The organism is Enterococcus sp. DIV1096b (assembly GCF_050498765.1).
Lineage (GTDB): Bacteria > Bacillota > Bacilli > Lactobacillales > Enterococcaceae > Enterococcus_D > Enterococcus_D entomosocium.
Genome location: NZ_JBMHEK010000001.1, coordinates 919,040 through 940,318, shown reverse-complemented (window position 1 = coordinate 940,318; position 21,279 = coordinate 919,040). Strand labels below are relative to the sequence as shown.

Sequence of the window (21,279 nt, the reverse complement as noted above, 5' to 3'; positions counted from 1 at the left end):
CCGTTAAATCAATGTTTCTGAATAAAACACCGCGTTTTCTTTTCATTTTCAAAAAATGATGTTCTTTCTATTTTAGTTATTTTTATCACATAAAAGCACCTAAATAAGAGCACTTATAGTTTTTTCGGAATTATCTTAACAAGAAAAACTATGAAAACAAGAAATCTTTCAAAAAAAGACCCTTTATGTGACAAGATTCCTTTTCCTTCCTATAATAAATAAAACAAGCGAGGAGGGAATCGCGATTCGTACACACAAAAAATGGTTTTGGCCATTGGCACTTCTTACACTTTTTGTCACCTGTTTCCTGTTATTCTTTCAATTTCGTAAGATGCATGAAGCCGATACACCTTTGCAACAGGCAAGCAACAGTGAGTTTTGGCTCTTAAGTGATATTCATTTTCTTTCCTCCACGCTTCATGATAATGGCGAAGCCTTTCAGACCTTCACGCAAGGAGCTGCTGGCAAAGAGATGATGTATCAAGAACAATCAATCGAGGCCTTCACCGCTCAAGCCTTAAAAGAGAAACCCACGGGAATTATTTTGACCGGTGATATGACGCTCAATGGCGAGAAAGCAAGTGCTCAAGAGTTGGCAAGATTGCTTGAACCATTGCAAGAAGCTGGCATTATGGTTTTAGCATTACCTGGCAACCACGAGATTTACAATGGTTGGGCGCGAGCATTTCAAGGTGAAAAGGAATACTATGCCGATCAAATCAGTCCTGAGGATTTTCAAACGATTTTTGCTGAAGGTTACGAAAAAGCCAACAGTATCGACAAGTCTTCCCTTAGCTACAGCATTCAGTTAAATGACAAGTATCGCCTCTTTTTACTAGATTCATGTATCTACGATTCTGAGGTTAATTGGGATGATCCTACAACGAATGGTGAGTTGAAACCAGCTACTCTAACCTGGTTGGAGGAGCAATTAACCCTGACAAAAGAAGCAGAGCAAGTACCACTGATCTTTTTACACCATAACTTGTTTGGTCATAATAAATTGTTACAAGACGGTTATGTTCTCGATAATGCCTCTGAGACTGTCGCTTTGTTGGACCGTTTCAACGTGCCAGCCGTTTTCTCTGGTCATATCCACATTCAAGACATTAACGAAGGGAATGATTCGCTTTATGAAGCAGTCACTGGGTCTTATTCAACAGCAGAATTAGGCTACGGCGTCCTTTCTCTTTCTGACAAGGAAATCGACTATGAAGCTCGTCAAATTGATCTAGATGCTTGGGCGGCTGAAACGAAGCAAACTGATGAACAGTTACTGGACTATCAAAACTACCAGAAAAGTATTTTTGAAAATGACACCGACCAACTGGTCCGCGACCAATTGTCCGCCGTGTCTGAACTGTCAGAAGCCCAGATCACACAACTTTGCACGTTTGTCACGAAGCTGAACACGGCCCTTTTTACTGGCAATGATACTTACTCAGTCGAGGAAATAGCTGCCATCAAAGACTCCGAGGAGTATCAGTGGTTAGCGACCTATTCTTACTTTTTGAAGCAATATGTCGATTCAATGCTCGACGATCAAACCGATGATCGCAAGCTGACGATCCCCCTCACAGCAGAATAAAGCCAAAAAGTGTCTTCTTCCTTTCTTTTAGGAAAAAGACACTTTTTCTTTTCTAATGAACGATAGCCCTCTCGTTTGGGTAAACGAGAAGGCTATCTGACGAGTCAATATTTATTCTTTGAAAGTGCAGCATACTATTACTACTATTATTTATTTCTCATTTAAACGATACAATCCCTAACCTCTATTGTATCCTTGTAACTCTGAAGTTACGCCAGGTTTGAATAAATTTCTTCAAAACAAGTAACGTGTGGTACAAAAATATTTGTCGCTTATTAATAACTATACCACGAGACAGAGTGCAAATGGAAGAAAACGTACTTATTCTTAAACATTACTTAAACAAAAAGCTTTGTTTTCATACAGTGTTGCCCTTTAAGAATTTTACGTGAAGCGATCAACCTTCCTGTCATGCATATCTGCTAACCATTCCTATACGGGAATTCCTTTTATTCAATAGGCAAGTCGTGCTGTTTTAAAAAAGATAATTTATCCCAGTAGCCTCTTTGAAATAAAATTTTATCATTTACTATTTGAAAAAAACCGCAGCCTCTCAAACCTAATGGGTCACACCACTCTAAAATTGCCCATTGTCCATCTTCGAAAATGTTCTCAACGATACAAACCATTTTTGCGTTAGAAAAATCTTGCTCAAACATCTGCTTTATCGCTTCTTTCCCAATAACTGGCTCATTGGCAACCTGATGGTTTATTGCATTGTCATCATATAATTCTGAAATACATTCTACATCTGCTTGATTAAACGCATCAACCCATTGGCAAAGTATTTCTTTTGGCTTCATATAAATCCCCCTCGAAATGTAATCATCTTTGTTCCAATCGCAATAAAAAAGCAGCTAATTTGTATCAATATATTCTACTTTTACAATTCATTCAAGACAATATCGATGAAACGAATAAGAATTATCGATCTTTCACATCGATTGCTCTTGTATAAGTACGGGGGACCATACATTGAATCGTGGCATTTTCCACTGTACCTGTTTCTTTATTCTATTCAAATGAGACATGCCATTTGAATCACTTGCGATCAGTGATTTTATTGGTAGCGATGCTACTAAACCTGTTCAATCACTTTTTCATTTACTGTGAAAAGCATTTATTTATTGAATACGGTATAGTGCCCTCTTTCTCTTTTCCTCTTTTTATACGCTTATCATCGAATGAGAAATCATGGATAAGTAAAACACAACGCTTAGGGTTAGTTGACTATCGAAAGCAAAGATGTACTATTTACCATGTTAGGCTCTCAAATCTGCAACTATTCTCTTGTAGCAGATCATCAAAACCCTATCCATTTCAATACTTATATAAAATAAAACAAAAAAAAAGCGAGAACCCAATGGATTCTCGCTTGTTAACGTCAATTAACCTTTAACGATGTTTGTTGCTTGTAAGCCGCGTTGGCCTTCTTCAACGTCGAAAGTCACTGCTTGACCTTCTTCTAAAGTTTTGAAGCCGTCGCCTTGGATAGCTGAGAAGTGAGCAAATACATCATTGCCGTCTTCACCTGTAATAAATCCAAAACCTTTATCTGCATTAAACCATTTTACTGTACCGTTATTCATAAACGTATACCTCCATATTACACATCGACTGTGTTTATTTGTTTGTAATAGAAAATGATGTGTAATTGAAGTGTGTATCAATAGAAAAGATAAACAAGTATTAACATATCAGAACTTTACCTATTCATCATAGCACGGTTAAAATAAAATAGCAAATAAATTTGGGCTTTTTTCTTGATAATAAGCGAAATTGTTATGAAATCTTATGATTAAGCCTAGGAATTGCTTTATCTGGAAGAATCAAAAATCAAAGAGTTGCGCCGTTTGAAGCAATTACTTTTTTGTACCAATCAAAAGATGCTTTCTTGATGCGTTTCTTTGTGCCATTGCCTTCATCGTCTTGGTCGACGTAGATAAAACCATAGCGTTTCGACATTTGTGAGGTCGAAGCACTGATGATATCGATGCAGCCCCATGCCGTATAGCCAAAGACCTCGACGCCATCATGTAACGCTTCATTGATTTGTTCAATATGCTGACGCAGATAGTCGATTCGATAAAAATCATCGATGGTGCCATCTTCGTTTACGACATCCTCTGCTCCCAAACCGTTTTCGGCAATAAACAAAGGTTTTTGGTAGCGGTCATAGAGTTGATTCAATGCTGTTCGCAACCCTTTGGGATCGATCTGCCAGCCCCATTTACTGCTTGGCAAATAGGGGTTTTTTATCCCACCAGTAATCAAATTCCCGACAGCACTTTCCAATCGTTCTGGATGCGCGCTGACTGCACTGGACATATAGTAACTAAAGGAAACAAAATCCACAGGGTTTTCCCGGATGACTTCTAAGTCTCCTGGTTCGATCACCAATTCCACTCCTTTTTCTTCAAACATGCGGTTGGCATATGCTGGATAATAGCCTCTTGCCTGCACATCACTGAAAAAGAGTGAGGTTCGTTGACTTTCGACTGTTTTTTGGACATCATCTGGATCACAGCTGTACGGCGTTAATAATTGATAGCTGATCATACAGCCGACCTTGGCATCGGGAATCAATCGATGGCAATAGTCAGTCACGATTGCGCTGGCGACAAATTGATGGTGCGCCCCTTGGTACTTTTCTTGTTCAATATTAGGATGGCCTTCTTCAATGATCCCAACACTAACATATGGATGGTGTTTGACACAGTTGATTTCATTAAAAGTCACCCAGTATTTGACTTTCTTTTGGTATCGCTCAATCACCGTCTTGGCAAAACGGACATAAAAGTCGATCACTTGCCGATTCGGCCATCCTCCATACTCAGTCACTAAATACAAAGGCATCTCATAATGGGATAGTGATACCACTGGTTCAATCCCATACTTCAAACATTCATCAAAGACTGCGTCGTAAAATGCCAATCCAGCTTCGTTTGGCTCTACCTCATTCCCCTTTGGAAAGATCCGTGTCCAAGCAATTGACATCCGATAGGCTTTGAAGCCCATCTCAGCAAATAAGCGAATATCTTCTTTAAACTGATGATAAAAATCGATGCCCTGTCTTTTCGGATAGTATTTCGTGCTGTTAGGATCCTGTGCTTCTGCAACTTGCTGATGAGTCATCATATGCCATTGGTCAGTCCAACGTTCTTTCGGCATTGAGGAATCGAACAGATAGACATCAGAAACCGACAAGCCTTTTCCATCGATCCCAGAGCCTCCTTCAACTTGGTTGGCAGCTGTTGCTCCCCCCCAGAGGAAATCTTTTGGAAAATAACTTTTCATTTTACTTGCCGCCTTTCAAAAATGATTCGTACGCCAACGCTTCCCCATTCGTGGCGATCACTTGCTGATAATACGCAAAACTAGCTTTTTTCTTGCGGGAAAGATCTCCGCTACCATCATTTTGCTTATCGACATAGATAAAGCCGTATCGTTTTTCCATCTCTCCTGTCCCCGCAGAAACGATATCGATCGGTCCCCACCATGTATAGCCTAGAATCGTTGCGCCATCTTTGATCGATTCCGCCATTGCCTTTACATGGTCTTTCAAATAAGCCATCCGTTCTTCATCGACGATCGATCCATCTTCATTGACAACATCCTTTAAACCAATTCCGTTTTCAACGATAAATAATGGTTTTTGATAACGATCAGTCAATTCGCTGCAAACATAACGTAATGCCAACGGATCGATCGGCCATCCCCAAGCAGTTTCTTTTAGGTAAGGATTCTTTTTCCCCAATAATCCGCCAGTATTGCCTAAAATTTTCATGCCCGCTTCATGCAATGAGCTGCGGTAAAAACTAAAGCCTAAATAATCGCAGGTCCCCGCTTTAATGATCGCTAGATCTTCTTCTGTAATGTCCAGCAACAGATGATTATCCTTCACGATGCGGTCGAAGTATTCAGGATACGCTCCTCGCAATTGCACATCACTATAAAACAAAGAACGACGGCGCAGTTGATACGATTCAAAAACATCTTGCGGGTTGCACGTTGCAGGATAAATCGGACTCAGTGACAGCATACAGCCCATCTGATTGTTTTCATCTACTGCCTTCCCATTCAGAACTGCTTTGGCACTTGCAACAAACATATTATGACTCGCTTGATAAAGTGCCTGTAATTTTTCTTCTTCAGTCTCGAAAGAAAACACATCGATACCTGCTGCGAGTAAAGGGATCGTATGGGTATGGTTGATTTCATTAAAAGTCATCCAATATTTCACTTTCCCTTTATAGCGTGCAAAAACCACTTTTGTATACCGATCAAAAAAATCGATCAGTGCACGATTTTGCCAACCACCATATTTCGTTACCAAATGCAGTGGTGTCTCAAAGTGAGCTAACGTAACAACTGGTTGGATCCCTTTTTCATTCAAGGCATCAAATAAATCATCATAAAATTGTAAACCTGCTTCATTCGGTTCCGTCTCATCCCCATTCGGAAAAATGCGACTCCAAGCAATTGAGGTACGCAAACACTTCAAGCCCATTTCCGCAAACAGTTCAATGTCTTCTGGGTACCGATGATAAAAGTCGATGGCTTCATGGCTCGGATAAAAGTTTTCCTCTTCAAGCTGCAGTGAAACTTGCTCAATACGTTTTTCACCAACTGGTAAAATATCTGCTACGCTTAATCCTTTTCCTCCTTCCAAATAAGCTCCTTCGGCTTGATTTGCGGCGATTGCGCCGCCCCATAGGAAATTTTTTGGAAATACACTCATGAAATCGCTCCTTTTAATAAATCATTTGCTACCAATGCGGTAACGTCTTTTTTCGCTTGATCCACAACTGTCAATGCATCTTCTTTGATCACACTGGTAAAGACCAACATGGTTGTCGGATCATATCCTTTTTCAATAATTTTTGCTAAGTCAAAGGTGCCAATTTTTTGCCCCTTCACGACTTGATCCCCTTGTCTCACCGAAATCTCAAACACGCCTTTTGCTAAATCAACCGTGTCTAAGCCGATATGAACCAACACTTCCGTCCCAGCAGCTGATTGGATCCCAAAAGCATGTCCAGTTGGAAACACTGTCACAACCGTACCAGTAAGTGGCGCATAAATATCGCCGGCTGATGGATAAACGGCTAATCCATCTCCCATTGCTCGAGAAGAAAATACTTCATCTTTGACATCATCAAGCGTGATCGCTTCACCAGCAACTGGTGTCATCACTTGCAGCCCTGCACCATCTTTTAAAACAGGTTCTAGCGTTTCTTCAAATCCTAATACATAGGTCAAAATAGCAGTACCGAAGAACGCAAAGGCAATGCCGATCAAATAGTACACAAAGGTGTCCCCAAAGAAAGCTGGCAATGTCGTCAATGCTGGAAAAACATAGACGATGGCCTTGGTTTGCATCATGCCCATAAACGCACCAGCAATGGCACCAACGATGGTTTGAGCAATCAACGGCTTTTTAAATTTTACCGAAAGTCCATAGACGATGGGCTCTGTAATTCCTCCAAGCAATGCTGGAAGCAAGGAAGATAGCGCCAGGCCTTTGGTTTCTTTTCTGCGAGAGCGTAAAAATACACCTAAAGCAACCCCAGCACTCGCAAATGTTGCTGCTGCGATCATCGGGCGCAGCGTATCATAGCCATATACCGCTAGGTTATTGACCATGATCGGTACAACTCCCCAATGGATCCCGATCATTACTAAGAATGTCCAACCGCCACCGATCAACAAGCCAGCCAACAGCCCACTCTTATCGCTGATAAAGTTCATGGCATTGCCTAAACCGTCCCCAAGCATTACACCGACCGGTCCAATGATCAAAACGGTCAGAGGCACCATGATCAAAAGAGCCACTAGCGATAGAGCAAAAATCTCGATACTCTTAGGAATGATCCGTTTGAGTAGGCGTTCCAAGTGCGAGTAGATATAGATCGAAACGATCGCTGGAATCACGGTACCCGAATACCCCATCAGCACAGCTGGGATGCCAAAGAAATCAACCGTCACACCGTTTTCCGTCACCATTGCTGTAAAATTCGGCTCCAGCAACGCCCCAACGATTGCTAAAGCAATAAACATATTGACTTTGAAAATCCGCGCTGCACTGATCGCTAAAAATAAAGGCAAGAAATAAAAGACACTATTGCCAGCAGCAGCTAATATTTTATAGGTGCTTCCTTCTGCGTCCATCAAATGATAGGTCGTAAAAACAACTAGTAAAGCTTTCAACATCCCTGCCCCTGCAAGCGCAACAATGATTGGATTAAAGATCGCAGACAATACATTGAAGAATCGGATAAATACATTGCCTTGTTTTTCTGTTGATTCTTCGGCATCTCCATCACTTTCCAAAGCGTTTTGGATCGAATACTTGCTCATGATCGTTTGAAAAACATCTGCCACATGATTCCCGATCACGACTTGAAACTGGCCATTTCCTTCAATGACTGACAATACCCCATCAAGCTGCTGGATTTTGTTCTTATTTTTTCGTGCCAACTCGACATCTTTCAACTTAAAACGCAATCTAGTGATGCAATGATACAGGCTAACGATATTTTGTTCCCCACCGACCTGTGCTATAATTTCACTAGCAAGTTTTGAATAATCTTTTGCCAAATGACTCACTCCCGTGTTTGATTTATAAAGCGCTTTATGGCGTTACTATAGCAGATTTTTTTCTCTCACCTGCGAAAGTTCGCAATTTGGAAACTGCTTACAAGAAAGGAAAGAAAATGGGCCTCTTAATCATTCGTTTATTGAATCTTTTAAATAATGCACCCACTGATTCCACCAACTACTATATCGGTTTGACCATGATCAACTATTACGATCAGATCCAAACTCTAAGTATTGGTGAATTCGCCGCTCTTTGCCATGTGTCAAAGTCAACCGTTTCAAAATTCGCCCGTACCTTAGGCTTTGATGACTATGGTGATTTAAAAGACAACGCAGCTTTCATCGAGAACCGCTTCAACAATCCGCTAAATTATCGCTCGAATATTTTGTCTGCTTTGGAGCAAGAAGGCGTAGACTCCTATTTTGACGCAGTGATACAAGACATCGATTATCTGCGGCATCATCTTGATCTGCCAGCCATCGAACGGGTCGCACAAGCAATTGTTTCGCATAAAAATGTCTTTGCTTTTGGAATATTATTCTCAGAATCGGCTGCTATTGATTTCCAGATCAAACTAGCTTACAACGGCAAGTTCATTCGGACCTTCCAAGACGATCTCGTACAAGAAGAAATCATCAAATCTGCCGATGAAGAATCGCTTTTTATTATTTTTACCAATTCCGGTGACTACCTGACCAAGCAACAAATTCGAAATGGAACGCCTCGAAAAGATTTCTTTGATCGAACCAAAGCCAAAGTCATTGTGATCACCGCCAACCCACAGATCTCGGAACTTCCCTTTGTCCAAGAAGCCATCATCTTCCCTCATCAAACCCATTTCCAAACCCATGCCTTTATGTATCAGTTCATCATGGATTTGATCGTATCGAAGTTCAAGCAGTTGACTGATCGAAAGCGAATGTAGTAATGACCCTCCATTATAGAAGAAGTGCATTTCCTCCATAATGGAGGGTTCTTTGTGAATGAGATGTCTCATTCATTCGTAAGCGTCACGCATTTATTCCTAGTTTCTTTGAAATTTTTTTAATCCTAGGCTGATATTTATTAAATTTCTCCTCATTTATGTTTTTTGTTTCACAAACTTCACTTCGGTATGGTATAATCATTTTGTTTTTAAGAAAACTATGGGAATACAAAGGAGAAGGAAACATGAAAAAAACTAAAATCACTTTAATCGCTGCATCATTGCTTATGGGAGGCACTCTTTTAGCTGCATGTAGTTCAGATAACGACACAGCTGCAAGCTCATCATCAACAGCAGCTTCAACTGCTGCATCAACTGAATCATCAGATGATGTTGTTTCAACTGCTTCTATCAGTGACCAAACTTCAGTCATTGAAAAAGCATTGGGTGCAGATGGTAACTGGATCGTTGCTGTAACTGCTGACATGACATTTGATAACGATGTAACCGTTGATGGCGAATTCCATGATAAAGGCGATGACTCAGCTGATATCTACCGTAAATTTGCATTGTACTCACAAGATGAAGACCGCAACGTAACAGCTGAGTACACAGTAACTGTTCCTAAATTGATCGTTAACTCAGAAAACTTCAACATCGTTCACGGTGTAATCAAAGGTGACGTTGAAGTGAATGCAAACGGCTTTGTATTGAACGGTGCAAAAGTTGAAGGTAACGTAACATTCACTTCAAAAGAATTCCAAGATTCAGCAACACTTGACGAAGATGGCGCTTCTGTAACAGGCGACGTAACAGTTAGCGAATAATCTTTCACTGGATTTCTGTGAAATAGATGAAGAAAAAACGAGGTTGACAAGTTGATCATTGATCCTTGTCAACTTTTTTTTGTTTTTTTATAAACAATTGCATCCGCTCTCATTACTAACATTGTGTAAGTAAGAACAAAGCACAAGAAAAAAACTGGCTTGCTTACGCAAAACCAGCTTCTTCTTTAGGCGCTTATTCTTCAATAACTGCCCACTTGTAATCGTATTGCGCACCGGCACCGTGAGAAACGACCCCTTTTACTTTTGGTGCACGTAAATGAGCTTCAACGTTTTGGTACACAGGGATAACCCCTTGTTGATCCATGATGATTTTCTCTGCATCCAACAAATCTTGCCAGCGGGCATCTGGATTGCCAGCATTTGTCGTGGCAGATGATTTCACTGCTGCATCGTACTCATCGCTTGTCCAACGACCTCGGTTGTATGAATTATCGGTTACAAATAGATCTGTAAAACTGCTGGCATCCGCATAGTCAGCACCCCAGCCACCCATAACGACATCAAAATCACCTGAGTTTGAACGATCAAGGCGAACGGAGAAAGGTACTGGACTTAGGCTAACTTTCACCCCATCAAGCGTATCTTGAATCGCACTTTGAATATATTCAATGGCTTTTTTGGTTGAGTCTGTGTCAGAGGCCAAAATTTCAAAACTTAAAGAATCGATTCCCAAAGCCTCTTTGGCTTTTTCCCAATGTTCTTTGGCTTTTTCTTGATCGTATTCAATGACACTTTCCGCTTCATCGACAAAATCAGTATTATCAGTTGGGTTAAAGGTCATTCCTTTTGGTATCAATCCTGTGGAAGCCAATGAACCATCACCTAAAATCGATGTCACTAATGCATCACGATCGATGGCATAAGAGATTGCTTTACGCAGATCCTCATTGCGAAATGGCGAATCTTCTTCTCGCTGATTCAACTCGATATAGGAAGTACGGGCTAATGGTTCTGACACAAACGCTTCATCATTGGCCATTTGCTGCGCCAATTCTCCTGTTAAGATGACGTCGTCCGCTTGCCCATCCTGGAATAGATTCAAAGAGGTCGATGATTCTTTTACGACACTGACATTGATCGTATCAAGTTTCACCGTATCTTTATCCCAATATTGGTCGTTCTTTTCATATGACCATTCTGTATCGGTTCCTGGACCATCAAAGCCAGCTAACACAAACGGTCCATTGTAAACGGCATTGTCGCTTGTTGAAGCATATTGATCGCCGTTGTCTTCTACGACTGCTTGGCTTTGTGGGAAGAAGGATGGAAATGCCAATAAGTATTGGAAGTATGGCGTAGGTGTCGTCAGCGTGATTTCTAATTCATAGTCGCTGACTGCTTTGATCCCCAATTCTGAGGCATCTTTTTCACCTGCTGTTATCGCTTCGGCATTGGTTACGGGCGCAAATAAGTACGCATATTCAGAACCTGTTTCCGCACTTACGGTGCGTTGCCAGCCAAAGACATAATCCGCTGCTGTTACTGGTTCTCCATTTGACCATTTGGCATCTTCACGTAATTTCAATTTATAGGTCAGACCATCTTCACTGACTTCCGCTAATTCGGCGGCACCTGCTGGTTCGGGCTTACTATCAGCATCTAAGCGGTACAACCCTTCATACACATTATTTAAAGCACTGAAACTGATCGTATCGGTGGCTAAGGATAGATCAGCACTAGGCATTTCTTGTTGAACCACAACATTAAAAATTTGTTCGGCAGCTGCTGTCCCACTACCACTTGAACTTTCACCTGTACTTGATGTCCCTCCTGTTGAGCAACCTGCTAATACGATTCCACAAACAGCGATGACACCATATCCCCATTTTTTCTTCATCTTACCTACCCCTTATGAAAATCCAAAATTTTCAGAATTATTACAAAACTCTGAATGTAAATAAGATTTTAATAAATATTAATTATAAAAGCAAGCTATTTTTCTCATTTTATTATTATTTATTTTTTATGTTAACACTGCATGTTATTATTTATGACACAAAAACAAAAAACACAAAGCGAAAGAGATCGCGCTTTGCGTTTTTTTATCTTTGGATAGAAAAGTGGATTACTCCATTTTATAGCTTTGACGCGTCACTTTCCCCTCTCGTACCGCAGCGATAATAGTTGGAATAGCCCCAATCGCCGTAAAGAGATAGACCAGACCTAAGTTCCCGTAATATTGACTCGCTTCCAAATACCCTTCACGAATCAAATCAGGTAAAATACGGAAAGCGTAGAAGACATCAACGTCTGTGTAATAATTCGCTACACTGATCGACCAGTCGATACGATTCCCGACATAGACCATAATGATCATGACGATGATACTACTAATAATACCTTTTGTACTGAGTTTTCCACCTAATAATTCATACCCTTTGATGGCACAGATCGCCATTGCGATTCCAGACAATGCAGCTACATATCCCAGTTGTCCTAATAAAATAATTGCGCCGGCACCAATCAGTGAACCAAGAAACGCGCCCACTGTTCCAGCTAGCCAATTTTCTTTTTTCTGCCCTTTTTCCCGTTCTTGTGCAAGGACCGCTTCTTGTTGTTTCTTAAAGCAAGCTTCACACGCAATGACGGGAGTGCCGCTAATAGCATACAGCGAAACCGGCTCAGTGATCGTTCCGCAGAAGGTACAAGCATTTTGGTAAGCTTTCGTCTTCAAGAAATTCGTCAATTGGTCCAACGCAGTACGGATCTTGTCCACAGTTTTCCCTGCAGTCATCGCTCCGCGTAATGTATAGGCAACTTGATATCCTTGGATCACACAGTCGGTGATCTCTTTTGACTCACTTAAAACTTCTTTGACTTCTTCTTGGTTCGGAAGTTCCCCCTCTTTGCTAAGGGAAAAATGAGCCACAAGAGAATAACTATTGTTATTCTCTTGAACTAAAAAAAGTTTATAACTATGATACGTTCCATAAATCACCCCGGTGGAAGTATCAACTGAGAGCCCCAACGGCTCGGCAAATTTGGTCAATGTCTTCTCGATCTTCTTATTCATTTTTCTCCTTCTTTCCAACAAACACTTACCTTTTTAGGTATAGCTAAAAGTTTAAGGAGAGTAGAAATGAAAGTCAATCAATTTGTTCAAAAAACCTAGTTTTTTTATTTATTCTGTGACAAATCGCCGCAATGCATCAGCAACCCCATGGTCTGTATTGCTAGCCGTCACAAAATCAGCTTTTGCTTTGACCAAATCGGGCGCATTCTCCATCGCAACACCGATACCGGCTGAAGCAATCATTGGCAGGTCATTAAAATTATCGCCGATCGCTAAGGTTTGCGCCAGCGGCACTTGGAAATAGGCCGCTAATTCATTTAGCGCCTTATCTTTTCCCACAGCTTGATGAGTGACTTCCAAATAATTCTCTTTGGATAAATAAAAGGCGCTTTCTAAAAAGTCAGCGTTCTGGCAGGCAGCATGAAGCGCTTGGATTTCTGCCGTTGTGCCGATCAAAAGAAACTTATGTACCTCAAAAGCTTCTTGTGCCAACAGTTGTTCCAATGAAGTTTCCAAAGGGGTCTCTTTGGTAATCGCCGCTTCTGCCTGTGCCCACTGATCCACTCTTTCGCAATACCACTGATCACCAGAGTAGACATTGATGGAAACGGCAGGAAAATCAGCTTTGATGCGAGCAACCAAAGTCTTTGCTTCTGCTTTTTTGACCTCATGACTAAATATTGGTACAAGCGTACCCGTATGATCGTACCGTCCAATCAGGGCACCGTTGTAGCAAGCCAAGGGCCAGTCTTCTATCTCTAATTCTTCAGCTATCGGTAGCATTCCTTTCGGGGAGCGAGCGGAAGCCAAAACAAAAGGAATCGCTTGCTGCTTCAACCGTTTGATTTCTTCAATCAAAACCGGATCGATTTGATGTTTATGATCCAAGATCGTCCCATCGATATCACTTAAAATAAACCCAATCTGCTTTTTTTCCAAATAAACCATCCTTCCCCATTCCCATCCTTTTTACGAAAGCGAATTGATCCATCGCTTTCGACCAAAACAAGCGCCGTTTCCATAAAACTAAAACAGCTTTCTTGTCCTTCTTTGCTTCCAGTTTACCATACTAGCCAATGAAAAAAAGAGTGCATCGCTGCACTCTTAGGAAGTATAGATATAAAACTCGATTTCCTTCTTGATCGGCTTTTTGATCCAGCGTTTCACAGCAGCTGCCCGCTTCAAGCCCATATGCTCATAAAAACCGTAATTACAAGTGGTATCGGTATAAAGGAAAAACGGAGCTGTTTTATCATGCTGGACCATCGCTAAGAAGGAAGTAAAGAGTTGCTTGCCTACACCCAATCCTTGTGTTTTGGGACTAACGGCAAACAAACCAACTTCGGTCTGAAAAGGAATTTGTAAGTCTTTCAACATCGCTTGATTTAACTCAGCCACCTCTTTGGCATAATGCAGCAGCGTGTTTCTCCCTTGATTAGAAATCATTAAGCAGCCAGCATGCCACATCGTTTTCCCCCAATAGCGCATTGGATGAAGCTTCTTCCCTCTTTTACTGTCTGCTAATAAGATACCGACAGCTTCACCATTTAAAAGAGCCACACGTGAATAGGTAGCACGGGCAAGTTCATAACACAAAAAGACATGAGCAAAGTGTTTGGCGGTCTTCTGGTCAAATTGCTTGTCGTAGTTCCAGCTATCAATAATTACTTGCACAAGCGCAGGCAGATCTTCTCGTTTAAATGGTCGATATGTTACTTGTTTATTCATTCTATCTTCCTCCCAGTAGTTGACTATCTTTAGTATAAAGTTTACAGTAACTGTAAAGTCAAGGAGGAGCGCCATGAAAACCAAATTAAAAGTATCGGAAATGGCACGCTTAGCGCGAATCAATCCTCGGACACTCCACTATTATGACGAGATTGGGCTATTTCAACCAAACAGCAAAGACGAGAACGGGTACCGGTATTATTCCCTTGATCAACTTTTGGATCTCGGATTGATCCTGTCATTGAAAGAATTATCGATGCCCTTAAAAGAGATTCAAACAGCGTTGCAGGGGGATGCCGAGACCATGAGAAACTTATTGGAAGCCAAGCGGCAAACCATCGATGAAAAAATTCAGCAGTTGTCCAACATCCAAAAAATCATCGAACGAAAAGCAGCGGACTTGCGTCTGGCTGCAGAAAAAACTTCCCCCTTCACCTTGAAGGAACAGCCAGAGGAGTATTTCTCCCTTAGTCCTAGATTAAACGGCAGCAGCATCCCAGAGATGATCACCCAAGCCTACGACCTTTTGATGGCACAGCCTTATCTTTTCTCGAATAACGAATACGGTTTTATGATTCGGACGAACAAAGACAATACGCAGGACATCGACTACGTTTATGTGCGGCAAGAAGAACCACAACGAGCTTCCTTCGTGAAACCAGCAGGTTGCTATTTAACCACCATTTATCAGGGGGATGACGAAGGATTGAAGCAGTTCTATCAAAAACTCAAGCAGCTGATTGCAGCGCACCAATGGCAAATCGATGACTACTTCTATGAACGATCGATCCATGAAACGACCCTTAGCAACGAGCAAGCTTATTTGACAGAGATCCAAGTACGGATTTTATCTGAGGAATAAGGATTCGTCTAAACAACACTAAAAAGTAAATGAAAAAACGCAACGACCACGAGCAGTTTCTTTCGCCTCGCCGTCGTTGTGTTTTAATTAAATCAAATGGTTTTCTTTCAACAGATCGCCAATGTAGGTATGTTCGGTTTTCTTAACGAATCCTTCCAATAGTTTCCGTTCGATAAATGGTAGCTCCATTTCCGTGATTTTTTTCTTATCGGTCAGATAATAGACAGCTTTGGCCAAGGTACGCAGATCATAAGCGGAAGCAAACACTTCTGGTACCCCGCGTTCCACATCTAATAGCTGATAAACAGCCTCCATTGCAGTCCGAACGGAATACTCTGTTGTAAAAACAGTGTCTCTTTCAGTCTCTGCGAAATTACCGATAAAAGCTAAATTTTTGGAGCCATTTGGAATAACCAATGGCCGATCCCCTGGCTCACGCAGCATGAAGTAGGAAGTGATAAACGGCATGTAAACCGGAACTGCCACACTTGATTCTTTTGAAATGCGTTGGATTTCTGCTTCCGGCACGCCTAAATGGTAAAGCAGTTCTTGCACGATTTCTTGTCCCGAACATTGTTCAATTGGTTTTTTGATGTAGTTTCCTGGCGTATTTGACAACAATCCATACACCCATGTGATCGTTTGTTGGTCTTTTTGTTCTTTAAAGTGCGGTTGGCGATGGGTCGCAAAGCTCATCATCCAATTGGAATCTTTGATGGTGACGATCCCGCCAGTGACGATTCTGCCTGTTCGCAACTTGCGATGGGTCAATTTTTCTAAATAAGGTTCAACATCAAAATTTTGCCAAGTGACAGTTGCCGAAACAAACCAGCTTTCTTCAGGTAAGTTTTCATAAAAGACTTCTGGATGACCAAACTCAGGCGATTGCGCCGCCAAGTTTTTCCATAAACGCCAGCTACCACCAGGTGCTTTTGAGATAGGCGCTGGAGTATAATGGTCCCCTTGCGTGGAACTTTCAGTGATCGATCCGTTGGTAACAAAGACCAAGTCATCTTCTGACAAAGGAATTTCTTCGATTGCCCCCGCTTTTTCTAGCACAAGTTTTTGAGCAACTTTTTCCTCGCCCACGATCCGAACATCGATATTGCTGACTGTGCATTCATATTGGAAGTCGACTCCTTGTTCTTCCAAATAAGCAAGTAGTGGTTTGACCAATGACTCATATTGGTTGTAACGGGTAAATTTTAACGCGGTAAAATCAGGCAAGCCATCGATATGATGCACAAAACGCAACACATAGCGTCGCATTTCAATCGCCGAATGCCATTTTTCAAAGGCGAACATCGTACACCAGTATAGCCAAAAATTGGATTCAAAGAATTCTTCGCCAAAAACATCTTCGATTTTTTTTCCGATCAATTGATCTTCTGAAGTCATAAATAATTGAGTCAATTCTTTTTGTGCTGTAGCAGACAAGGTAAATTCTCCATCATCTGCTGCTCGTTGGCCGCGATTGTGGATGATCCGACAGTTAGACGAATTTGGATCATCGTGATCCAACCAGTAAAACTCATCTAACACCGAAGCATCTTCCACCTCCAAAGACGGAATTGAGCGAAATAGATCCCACAGACACTCAAAATGATTTTCCATTTCTCGACCGCCGCGGGTCACAAATCCATCATGGGGAATGAATTTTCCGTCTAATGAACCGCCTGATAAAGAAAGTTCTTCAAGGACGTGGATTTTCTCACCCGCCATATGGCCGTCACGGATCAAGAAGACTGCCGCAGCAAGTCCTGCTAATCCCCCACCAACAATATAGGCTTCTTTCTTTTCGACATCTTTCGGTTTTCTGCTTCTTGCAAAAGCTTCGTAATTTCCGTTCGTATATCTCATGTAGATCCCTCCTAATATTGGTACGTTTTTATGGTATCAGTAACTATTTTTTTTGACAAAAATTTGTACTAGTAAAATCAAGTGATTTTGACAAATCGGCCTTTTTGTCAAAAAAACAAGGGCAAAGTCCCACCTTTTAGAAGATCTGCGCCCAGCACAAAAAGCGCCCCTAAGAAAACTGATTGCAGCTTTCTTAGGGGCGTTTCTAACAAAGGACAAACCCTTTGCCTTTTCAATAAAATATTTATTTCACGCGTAGAGCGAAGCTAGCAGTCGAAAAGCCTGATTGTGCTTCGGTGACTGTATAACCCGTGCTTGGCGCATGGATATAGCTTGTATTACTTGTAGCGATCGCTACATGGTAGGTATTCCCTTTTTGACCCCAGAACAGCAAGTCGCCAGCTTGTGCTTGCGAGACAGGAATGATCGTCCCTGCGCTTTCTTGTGGGACTGTCCAATCACCGATGTTTTTGCCCGTCACTTTTAAGAAGACGTAGCGTGTAAACCCAGAACAGTCGAATACATCTGGTCCTTTGCCTCCCCATTGATAAGGAGTGCCGATATGTTTTCTAGCTTCTGCAACGATCGCTGCTCCGTTCACGCTCATCGGAACATTAGTATTGCCTGCGTTGTTATTGTTGCCAGGAGTCGTCGCACTGACTTCTTTGACATATGCTGCAGATACCCAGCCACCAGTTGATAACTTATACCAAGTGGTATTGCCATTGACTGACGTGCCTTGTTTTTGAGCCACTGCTTTGAAGGTCGCATTACTGCCCAAACTGCTGACCACACTTGCAGAAGTCGATGCATTTGAGCGCACATTCATCCCAGTGGTTGTTTGGAACGTCTTATTGATGGCTTGCTCACTCGCATTGCTTGAGCCGTTTGATGAACCAGTATTGTTTGAACCTGTGTTTGAATTATTGTTATTACTTGTATTTCCAGAACTAGACGTGACGTCACGCACATATGCCGCTGTGATCCAGCCACCAGTCGATACTTTGTACCAAACATTGGTGCCGCCAACGGATGTGCCATTTTTCTGGGCAACGACCTTCACCGTCGTGCTGTTGCTTAGGCTGCCAACGACACTGCCGCTTGTTGACGCACTCGAACGAACATTTAATGCCGCTGTTGTTTTCACGTTCTTGGTGATAGCCGTTTCTGCAGAAACACTTGTATTGCCGCCAGAAGAACTATTGCCTGTGGAGCTACTGGAAACATCTTTGACATAGGCTGCCGTGATCCAACCGCCTGTGGACAATTTGTACCAAGTGGTCGTGCCATTCACCGATGTCCCACTCTTTTGTGCAACGACCTGTACTGTCGCATTACTGCTCAAACCGCGTACGACACTAGAACTTGTCGTTGCATTTGAACGGACGTTCAATGCAGTAGTCGTTTTCACTGATTTCGAAATTGCTTTTTCCGATGAAGAAGACGACGAATTGGACGAGCCTGTATTGGCAGAAGAAGAGCCTGAGGTGCTCTTCACATAAGCCCCTGAGATCCAGCCGCCTGTTGATAGCTTATACCATATTGTATTGCCATTCACTGAGGTACCGTTCTTTTGAGCCACCGCAGTGATTGTTGTATTTGCTCTTACACCACTTACGATAGAGGCACTTGTTGAAGCATTTGAACGAACATTCAGTGAAGCTGTTGTTTTAAATTGTCGATTGATCGCCGTTTCAGCTGACGATCTGGCAAGAGTAGCAGTTGTGTTGGTTGATGACGAAGCGTTCGTCGTTTCGGTCGCATGAGCAAGAGACGTAAAGACACCTGATGTTGATGCTAACGCTGCTGTGATACCCAATCCTTTTTGTACGAAAAGGGACCGTTTTTGTTTCACTAAACGCTTCCGTTTGATTTTCCGAGATTCCAATAAAACACCCCCTGTACCCCATTTTAACAAAAATTAATATTTTTTGATATTGTTTTCGTTTTGTATTTTTTTAATTTGCGTTTAATAAAACGTGTCATTTATTTTCCTGCGTTATTCTTTTTAATCACTTTCGCTTTGACGCTGACCGTTGGCACTATATTTACAAAGATTTCTATAAACAACAAAAAAATGCTATTTCATTCAACGTTATTTTAATTCGCGAATAAAAACAGGATTTTTTTTACAAACAAACCCACTTTTTGAAAATCAAGACTGTTATTTGAATAACATTTCTTTCCTGATCCCCTTTTTCAAAAATCGATACTAAAATCACCCATTTATCATTCCTTTTTTACACACGGGGTTCTGTGAAAAAAGTTTTTTTCAAAAAGAATGCTTCTTTTACCAGTGTGATCGACGCTATGATGAAATCCTGTTACATCGCTTCCAACTGGATACGAATTTTTTGATAGAGAAGTCCCTCACTTCTACCGAAAGAAATATTTTCACAATGTATTTCATACGAAAGTTTATAATACCAAGGAGAAAACCAAGAATTTGCACAAGTTTGTGAAATTATGCTATACTAAAAAAAAGGAAGAGGTGACCGAGTATGAAAACAAAGACGAAAGAAAAAGTTTATGCTGAACGACAACATAACTACAAAACGAAAAAAGAAGAGATTTTCAAAAAAGCCCTAGATTCCGTACCGACCACAGACAAGAAAAAAGAAGAACAGAAAAAAGAAGAACAGAAAAAGAAAGCGTAGAATCCTGCGTTTTCTTTTTTTGTTGATCTGTAAAAAGACGAGGCTTCGCCGAAGGGTGGCGAGTCTCGTCTTTATTGTAATCGAAAAAAAAGCAGGCTATGATACTTTCTATCTCAACCATTGTCAATTCACCTTGAAAATCACCGAATGACTACCATCAATGCAATAAAGGGAAACTCTTCCTCAAAAGAAGCGACAGTTTCTTATTCCAACGGGTCTTAAACACAATATTTAGTAGGCGAAAACACGTTCCTACAATATATTGTGGATAAACCTGTTGAAACTGTGCATAACTAAAAAGCCTGCGATTTTTTTGCAGACTTTTTAGTTATTGACATGCTTGAATTAATCTAGAGATAAATAATAGCTCACATTATCTGGTAACGGTTTAAAGCCATTCTTTTTGTAAAAATCCGCTGCGGGCATACTTTCTTCGGTATCTAACAGGATCGTTGGAATCTCTTTCTTGAGCAGATCCTCTTTGATCATTTCTAAGAAAGTGGAACCCAAGCCCTTTCCTTGGTGCTTGCCTGTAATTAAAAAGGTGTCGACCACATACTCTTTTCCTTGATACCAGGGCTTGATAAAGCCTAATGAAAGACCAATCAATTCATTCGATGCTCGGTTTGTTAGTCGATAACCAATAAAAGTATTCATTGCCATCATTGATGATACATAGTCGGTGATTTGCGGCACTGTCAATTGGTCATTCCATGGTTCTGCTGAAAATACAGCAATATAGTGGTCCACGACTTCTGCTAAATCTGCCGTTGTTAATTCACGCATGCTTACGTTCTTTTCCATCCTATCTCCTGCTTCCCTTTCTATTTCGGTCGAGCCTATACTCGAAGAATCCACTAATTTTTGTGCGTGTATCAATCATCGATTCGTTTTGCATAGCCATTGCCATAACTGATATAACGGCGCTTTTGGTTGACGGCCATTTTTTTATGAATCTCTGCTTCAAGATCAATGGAAAGGATTTCTGCTAACCCAAGAAGATAAATCGCCACATCCGCCAATTCTTCTCCTACCTCTTGTTGCTTCCGATAGGCATCAAAGGCCTCCCCTATTTCACCATATAAAGCCAAAAACTCTTTTTCAATATTGGTGACATTGAATTGGTGATCAATCTTGTTTTGATAAATCGCTTTTTGCATTTCTGATAGTTTCATAGTCGCTCCTTTTGGGATAGTA

Annotated in this window: 18 protein-coding genes; 5 read left to right on the top strand and 13 right to left on the bottom strand. The window is 41.3% G+C overall.

The window, feature by feature from the left end; all coding sequences use genetic code 11:
* The first annotated feature begins 187 nt into the window (after positions 1–187).
* On the top strand, positions 188–1,588 hold the full coding sequence (locus IGJ17_RS04500) for a metallophosphoesterase (RefSeq protein ID WP_016620636.1): 1,401 nt from the start codon (positions 188–190) through the stop codon (positions 1,586–1,588).
* 449 nt (positions 1,589–2,037) lie between these two features.
* Here IGJ17_RS04500 and IGJ17_RS04495 read toward each other — a convergent pair whose 3' ends face one another.
* The 5 genes from IGJ17_RS04495 to IGJ17_RS04475 all read right to left on the bottom strand — a co-directional run bounded on the left by IGJ17_RS04495 (position 2,038) and on the right by IGJ17_RS04475 (position 8,197).
* Positions 2,038–2,391, bottom strand: coding sequence for a nuclear transport factor 2 family protein (locus IGJ17_RS04495; RefSeq protein WP_061053848.1), 354 nt, complete (start codon positions 2,389–2,391; stop codon positions 2,038–2,040).
* Positions 2,392–2,976: 585 nt separating this feature from the next.
* On the bottom strand, positions 2,977–3,177 hold the full coding sequence (locus tag IGJ17_RS04490) for a cold-shock protein (RefSeq protein WP_005225331.1): 201 nt from the start codon (positions 3,175–3,177) through the stop codon (positions 2,977–2,979).
* A gap of 247 nt (positions 3,178–3,424) precedes the next feature.
* A complete protein-coding gene (locus tag IGJ17_RS04485; protein ID WP_086332108.1) occupies positions 3,425–4,885 on the bottom strand; it encodes a glycoside hydrolase family 1 protein in 1,461 nt (486 codons plus the stop codon).
* A 1-nt stretch (position 4,886) separates the two neighbouring features.
* Positions 4,887–6,329 (bottom strand): glycoside hydrolase family 1 protein, encoded by a 1,443-nt coding sequence (locus tag IGJ17_RS04480; protein ID WP_016620634.1) that lies wholly within the window; start codon positions 6,327–6,329, stop codon positions 4,887–4,889.
* Positions 6,326–8,197 carry a beta-glucoside-specific PTS transporter subunit IIABC gene (locus IGJ17_RS04475; protein ID WP_086332107.1) on the bottom strand — a complete coding sequence of 624 codons (1,872 nt, stop codon included), beginning with the start codon at positions 8,195–8,197 and terminating at the stop codon, positions 6,326–6,328. Before IGJ17_RS04475 ends, IGJ17_RS04480 begins: the two co-directional genes overlap by 4 nt.
* 107 nt (positions 8,198–8,304) lie before the next feature.
* Here IGJ17_RS04475 and IGJ17_RS04470 point away from each other — a divergent pair, with 107 nt between their 5' ends.
* A complete protein-coding gene (locus IGJ17_RS04470; RefSeq protein WP_008377267.1) occupies positions 8,305–9,114 on the top strand; it encodes a MurR/RpiR family transcriptional regulator in 810 nt (269 codons plus the stop codon).
* Positions 9,115–9,359: 245 nt separating this feature from the next.
* Positions 9,360–9,941, top strand: coding sequence for a polymer-forming cytoskeletal protein (locus IGJ17_RS04465; RefSeq protein ID WP_005237347.1), 582 nt, complete (start codon positions 9,360–9,362; stop codon positions 9,939–9,941).
* 193 nt (positions 9,942–10,134) lie between these two features.
* Here IGJ17_RS04465 and IGJ17_RS04460 read toward each other — a convergent pair whose 3' ends face one another.
* The 4 genes from IGJ17_RS04460 to IGJ17_RS04445 form a co-directional block, all read right to left on the bottom strand.
* Positions 10,135–11,799, bottom strand: coding sequence for a peptide ABC transporter substrate-binding protein (locus tag IGJ17_RS04460; protein WP_005237349.1), 1,665 nt, complete (start codon positions 11,797–11,799; stop codon positions 10,135–10,137).
* Positions 11,800–12,027: 228 nt separating this feature from the next.
* Entirely contained in the window at positions 12,028–12,975 is a 948-nt protein-coding gene (locus IGJ17_RS04455; RefSeq protein WP_005237351.1) for a hypothetical protein, read from the bottom strand.
* Between the two features lie 108 nt (positions 12,976–13,083).
* Positions 13,084–13,923, bottom strand: a complete 840-nt coding sequence (locus IGJ17_RS04450) for a Cof-type HAD-IIB family hydrolase (protein WP_005237353.1) — start codon at positions 13,921–13,923, stop codon at positions 13,084–13,086.
* Between the two features lie 156 nt (positions 13,924–14,079).
* Complete coding sequence (locus IGJ17_RS04445) at positions 14,080–14,703, bottom strand: GNAT family N-acetyltransferase (RefSeq protein WP_086332106.1); 624 nt, start codon at positions 14,701–14,703, stop codon at positions 14,080–14,082.
* 73 nt (positions 14,704–14,776) lie between these two features.
* Here IGJ17_RS04445 and IGJ17_RS04440 point away from each other — a divergent pair, with 73 nt between their 5' ends.
* Positions 14,777–15,565, top strand: coding sequence for a MerR family transcriptional regulator (locus tag IGJ17_RS04440; RefSeq protein ID WP_005237356.1), 789 nt, complete (start codon positions 14,777–14,779; stop codon positions 15,563–15,565).
* Between the two features lie 87 nt (positions 15,566–15,652).
* On the opposite strand, the gene IGJ17_RS04435 is transcribed toward IGJ17_RS04440, so the two are convergent.
* Both IGJ17_RS04435 and IGJ17_RS04430 read right to left on the bottom strand, forming a co-directional pair.
* Positions 15,653–17,425, bottom strand: a complete 1,773-nt coding sequence (locus IGJ17_RS04435) for an oleate hydratase (protein ID WP_086332105.1) — start codon at positions 17,423–17,425, stop codon at positions 15,653–15,655.
* Positions 17,426–17,669: 244 nt separating this feature from the next.
* The gene (locus tag IGJ17_RS04430; RefSeq protein ID WP_086332104.1) at positions 17,670–19,313 is read right to left on the bottom strand and encodes an SH3 domain-containing protein; all 1,644 of its coding nucleotides are present in this window, start codon (positions 19,311–19,313) and stop codon (positions 17,670–17,672) included.
* Positions 19,314–19,926: 613 nt separating this feature from the next.
* On the opposite strand from IGJ17_RS04430, the gene IGJ17_RS04425 reads away from it, so the two are divergent.
* A complete protein-coding gene (locus IGJ17_RS04425; RefSeq protein ID WP_176256976.1) occupies positions 19,927–20,082 on the top strand; it encodes a hypothetical protein in 156 nt (51 codons plus the stop codon).
* Positions 20,083–20,427: 345 nt separating this feature from the next.
* On the opposite strand, the gene IGJ17_RS04420 is transcribed toward IGJ17_RS04425, so the two are convergent.
* Together IGJ17_RS04420 and IGJ17_RS04415 are read right to left on the bottom strand one after the other, a co-directional pair.
* Positions 20,428–20,886 carry a GNAT family N-acetyltransferase gene (locus tag IGJ17_RS04420; protein WP_422705367.1) on the bottom strand — a complete coding sequence of 153 codons (459 nt, stop codon included), beginning with the start codon at positions 20,884–20,886 and terminating at the stop codon, positions 20,428–20,430.
* Positions 20,887–20,957: 71 nt separating this feature from the next.
* Complete coding sequence (locus IGJ17_RS04415) at positions 20,958–21,257, bottom strand: MazG-like family protein (protein ID WP_005237365.1); 300 nt, start codon at positions 21,255–21,257, stop codon at positions 20,958–20,960.
* Positions 21,258–21,279 lie beyond the last annotated feature (22 nt).

Excerpts from the sequence above, each read along its gene's own strand:
- IGJ17_RS04435 (WP_086332105.1), bottom strand. The coding sequence starts at position 17,425 with ATGAGATATACGAACGGAAATTACGAAGCTTTTGCAAGAAGCAGAAAA.
- IGJ17_RS04450 (WP_005237353.1), bottom strand. The coding sequence starts at position 13,923 with ATGGTTTATTTGGAAAAAAAGCAGATTGGGTTTATTTTAAGTGATATC.
- IGJ17_RS04465 (WP_005237347.1), top strand. The coding sequence starts at position 9,360 with ATGAAAAAAACTAAAATCACTTTAATCGCTGCATCATTGCTTATGGGA.
- IGJ17_RS04460 (WP_005237349.1), bottom strand. The coding sequence starts at position 11,799 with ATGAAGAAAAAATGGGGATATGGTGTCATCGCTGTTTGTGGAATCGTA.
- IGJ17_RS04490 (WP_005225331.1), bottom strand. The coding sequence starts at position 3,177 with ATGAATAACGGTACAGTAAAATGGTTTAATGCAGATAAAGGTTTTGGA.
- IGJ17_RS04445 (WP_086332106.1), bottom strand. The coding sequence starts at position 14,703 with ATGAATAAACAAGTAACATATCGACCATTTAAACGAGAAGATCTGCCT.
- IGJ17_RS04495 (WP_061053848.1), bottom strand. The coding sequence starts at position 2,391 with ATGAAGCCAAAAGAAATACTTTGCCAATGGGTTGATGCGTTTAATCAA.
- IGJ17_RS04470 (WP_008377267.1), top strand. The coding sequence starts at position 8,305 with ATGGGCCTCTTAATCATTCGTTTATTGAATCTTTTAAATAATGCACCC.
- IGJ17_RS04420 (WP_422705367.1), bottom strand. The coding sequence starts at position 20,886 with ATGGAAAAGAACGTAAGCATGCGTGAATTAACAACGGCAGATTTAGCA.
- IGJ17_RS04480 (WP_016620634.1), bottom strand. The coding sequence starts at position 6,329 with ATGAGTGTATTTCCAAAAAATTTCCTATGGGGCGGCGCAATCGCCGCA.
- IGJ17_RS04440 (WP_005237356.1), top strand. The coding sequence starts at position 14,777 with ATGAAAACCAAATTAAAAGTATCGGAAATGGCACGCTTAGCGCGAATC.
- IGJ17_RS04415 (WP_005237365.1), bottom strand. The coding sequence starts at position 21,257 with ATGAAACTATCAGAAATGCAAAAAGCGATTTATCAAAACAAGATTGAT.
- IGJ17_RS04425 (WP_176256976.1), top strand. The coding sequence starts at position 19,927 with ATGAAAACAAAGACGAAAGAAAAAGTTTATGCTGAACGACAACATAAC.
- IGJ17_RS04485 (WP_086332108.1), bottom strand. The coding sequence starts at position 4,885 with ATGAAAAGTTATTTTCCAAAAGATTTCCTCTGGGGGGGAGCAACAGCT.
- IGJ17_RS04455 (WP_005237351.1), bottom strand. The coding sequence starts at position 12,975 with ATGAATAAGAAGATCGAGAAGACATTGACCAAATTTGCCGAGCCGTTG.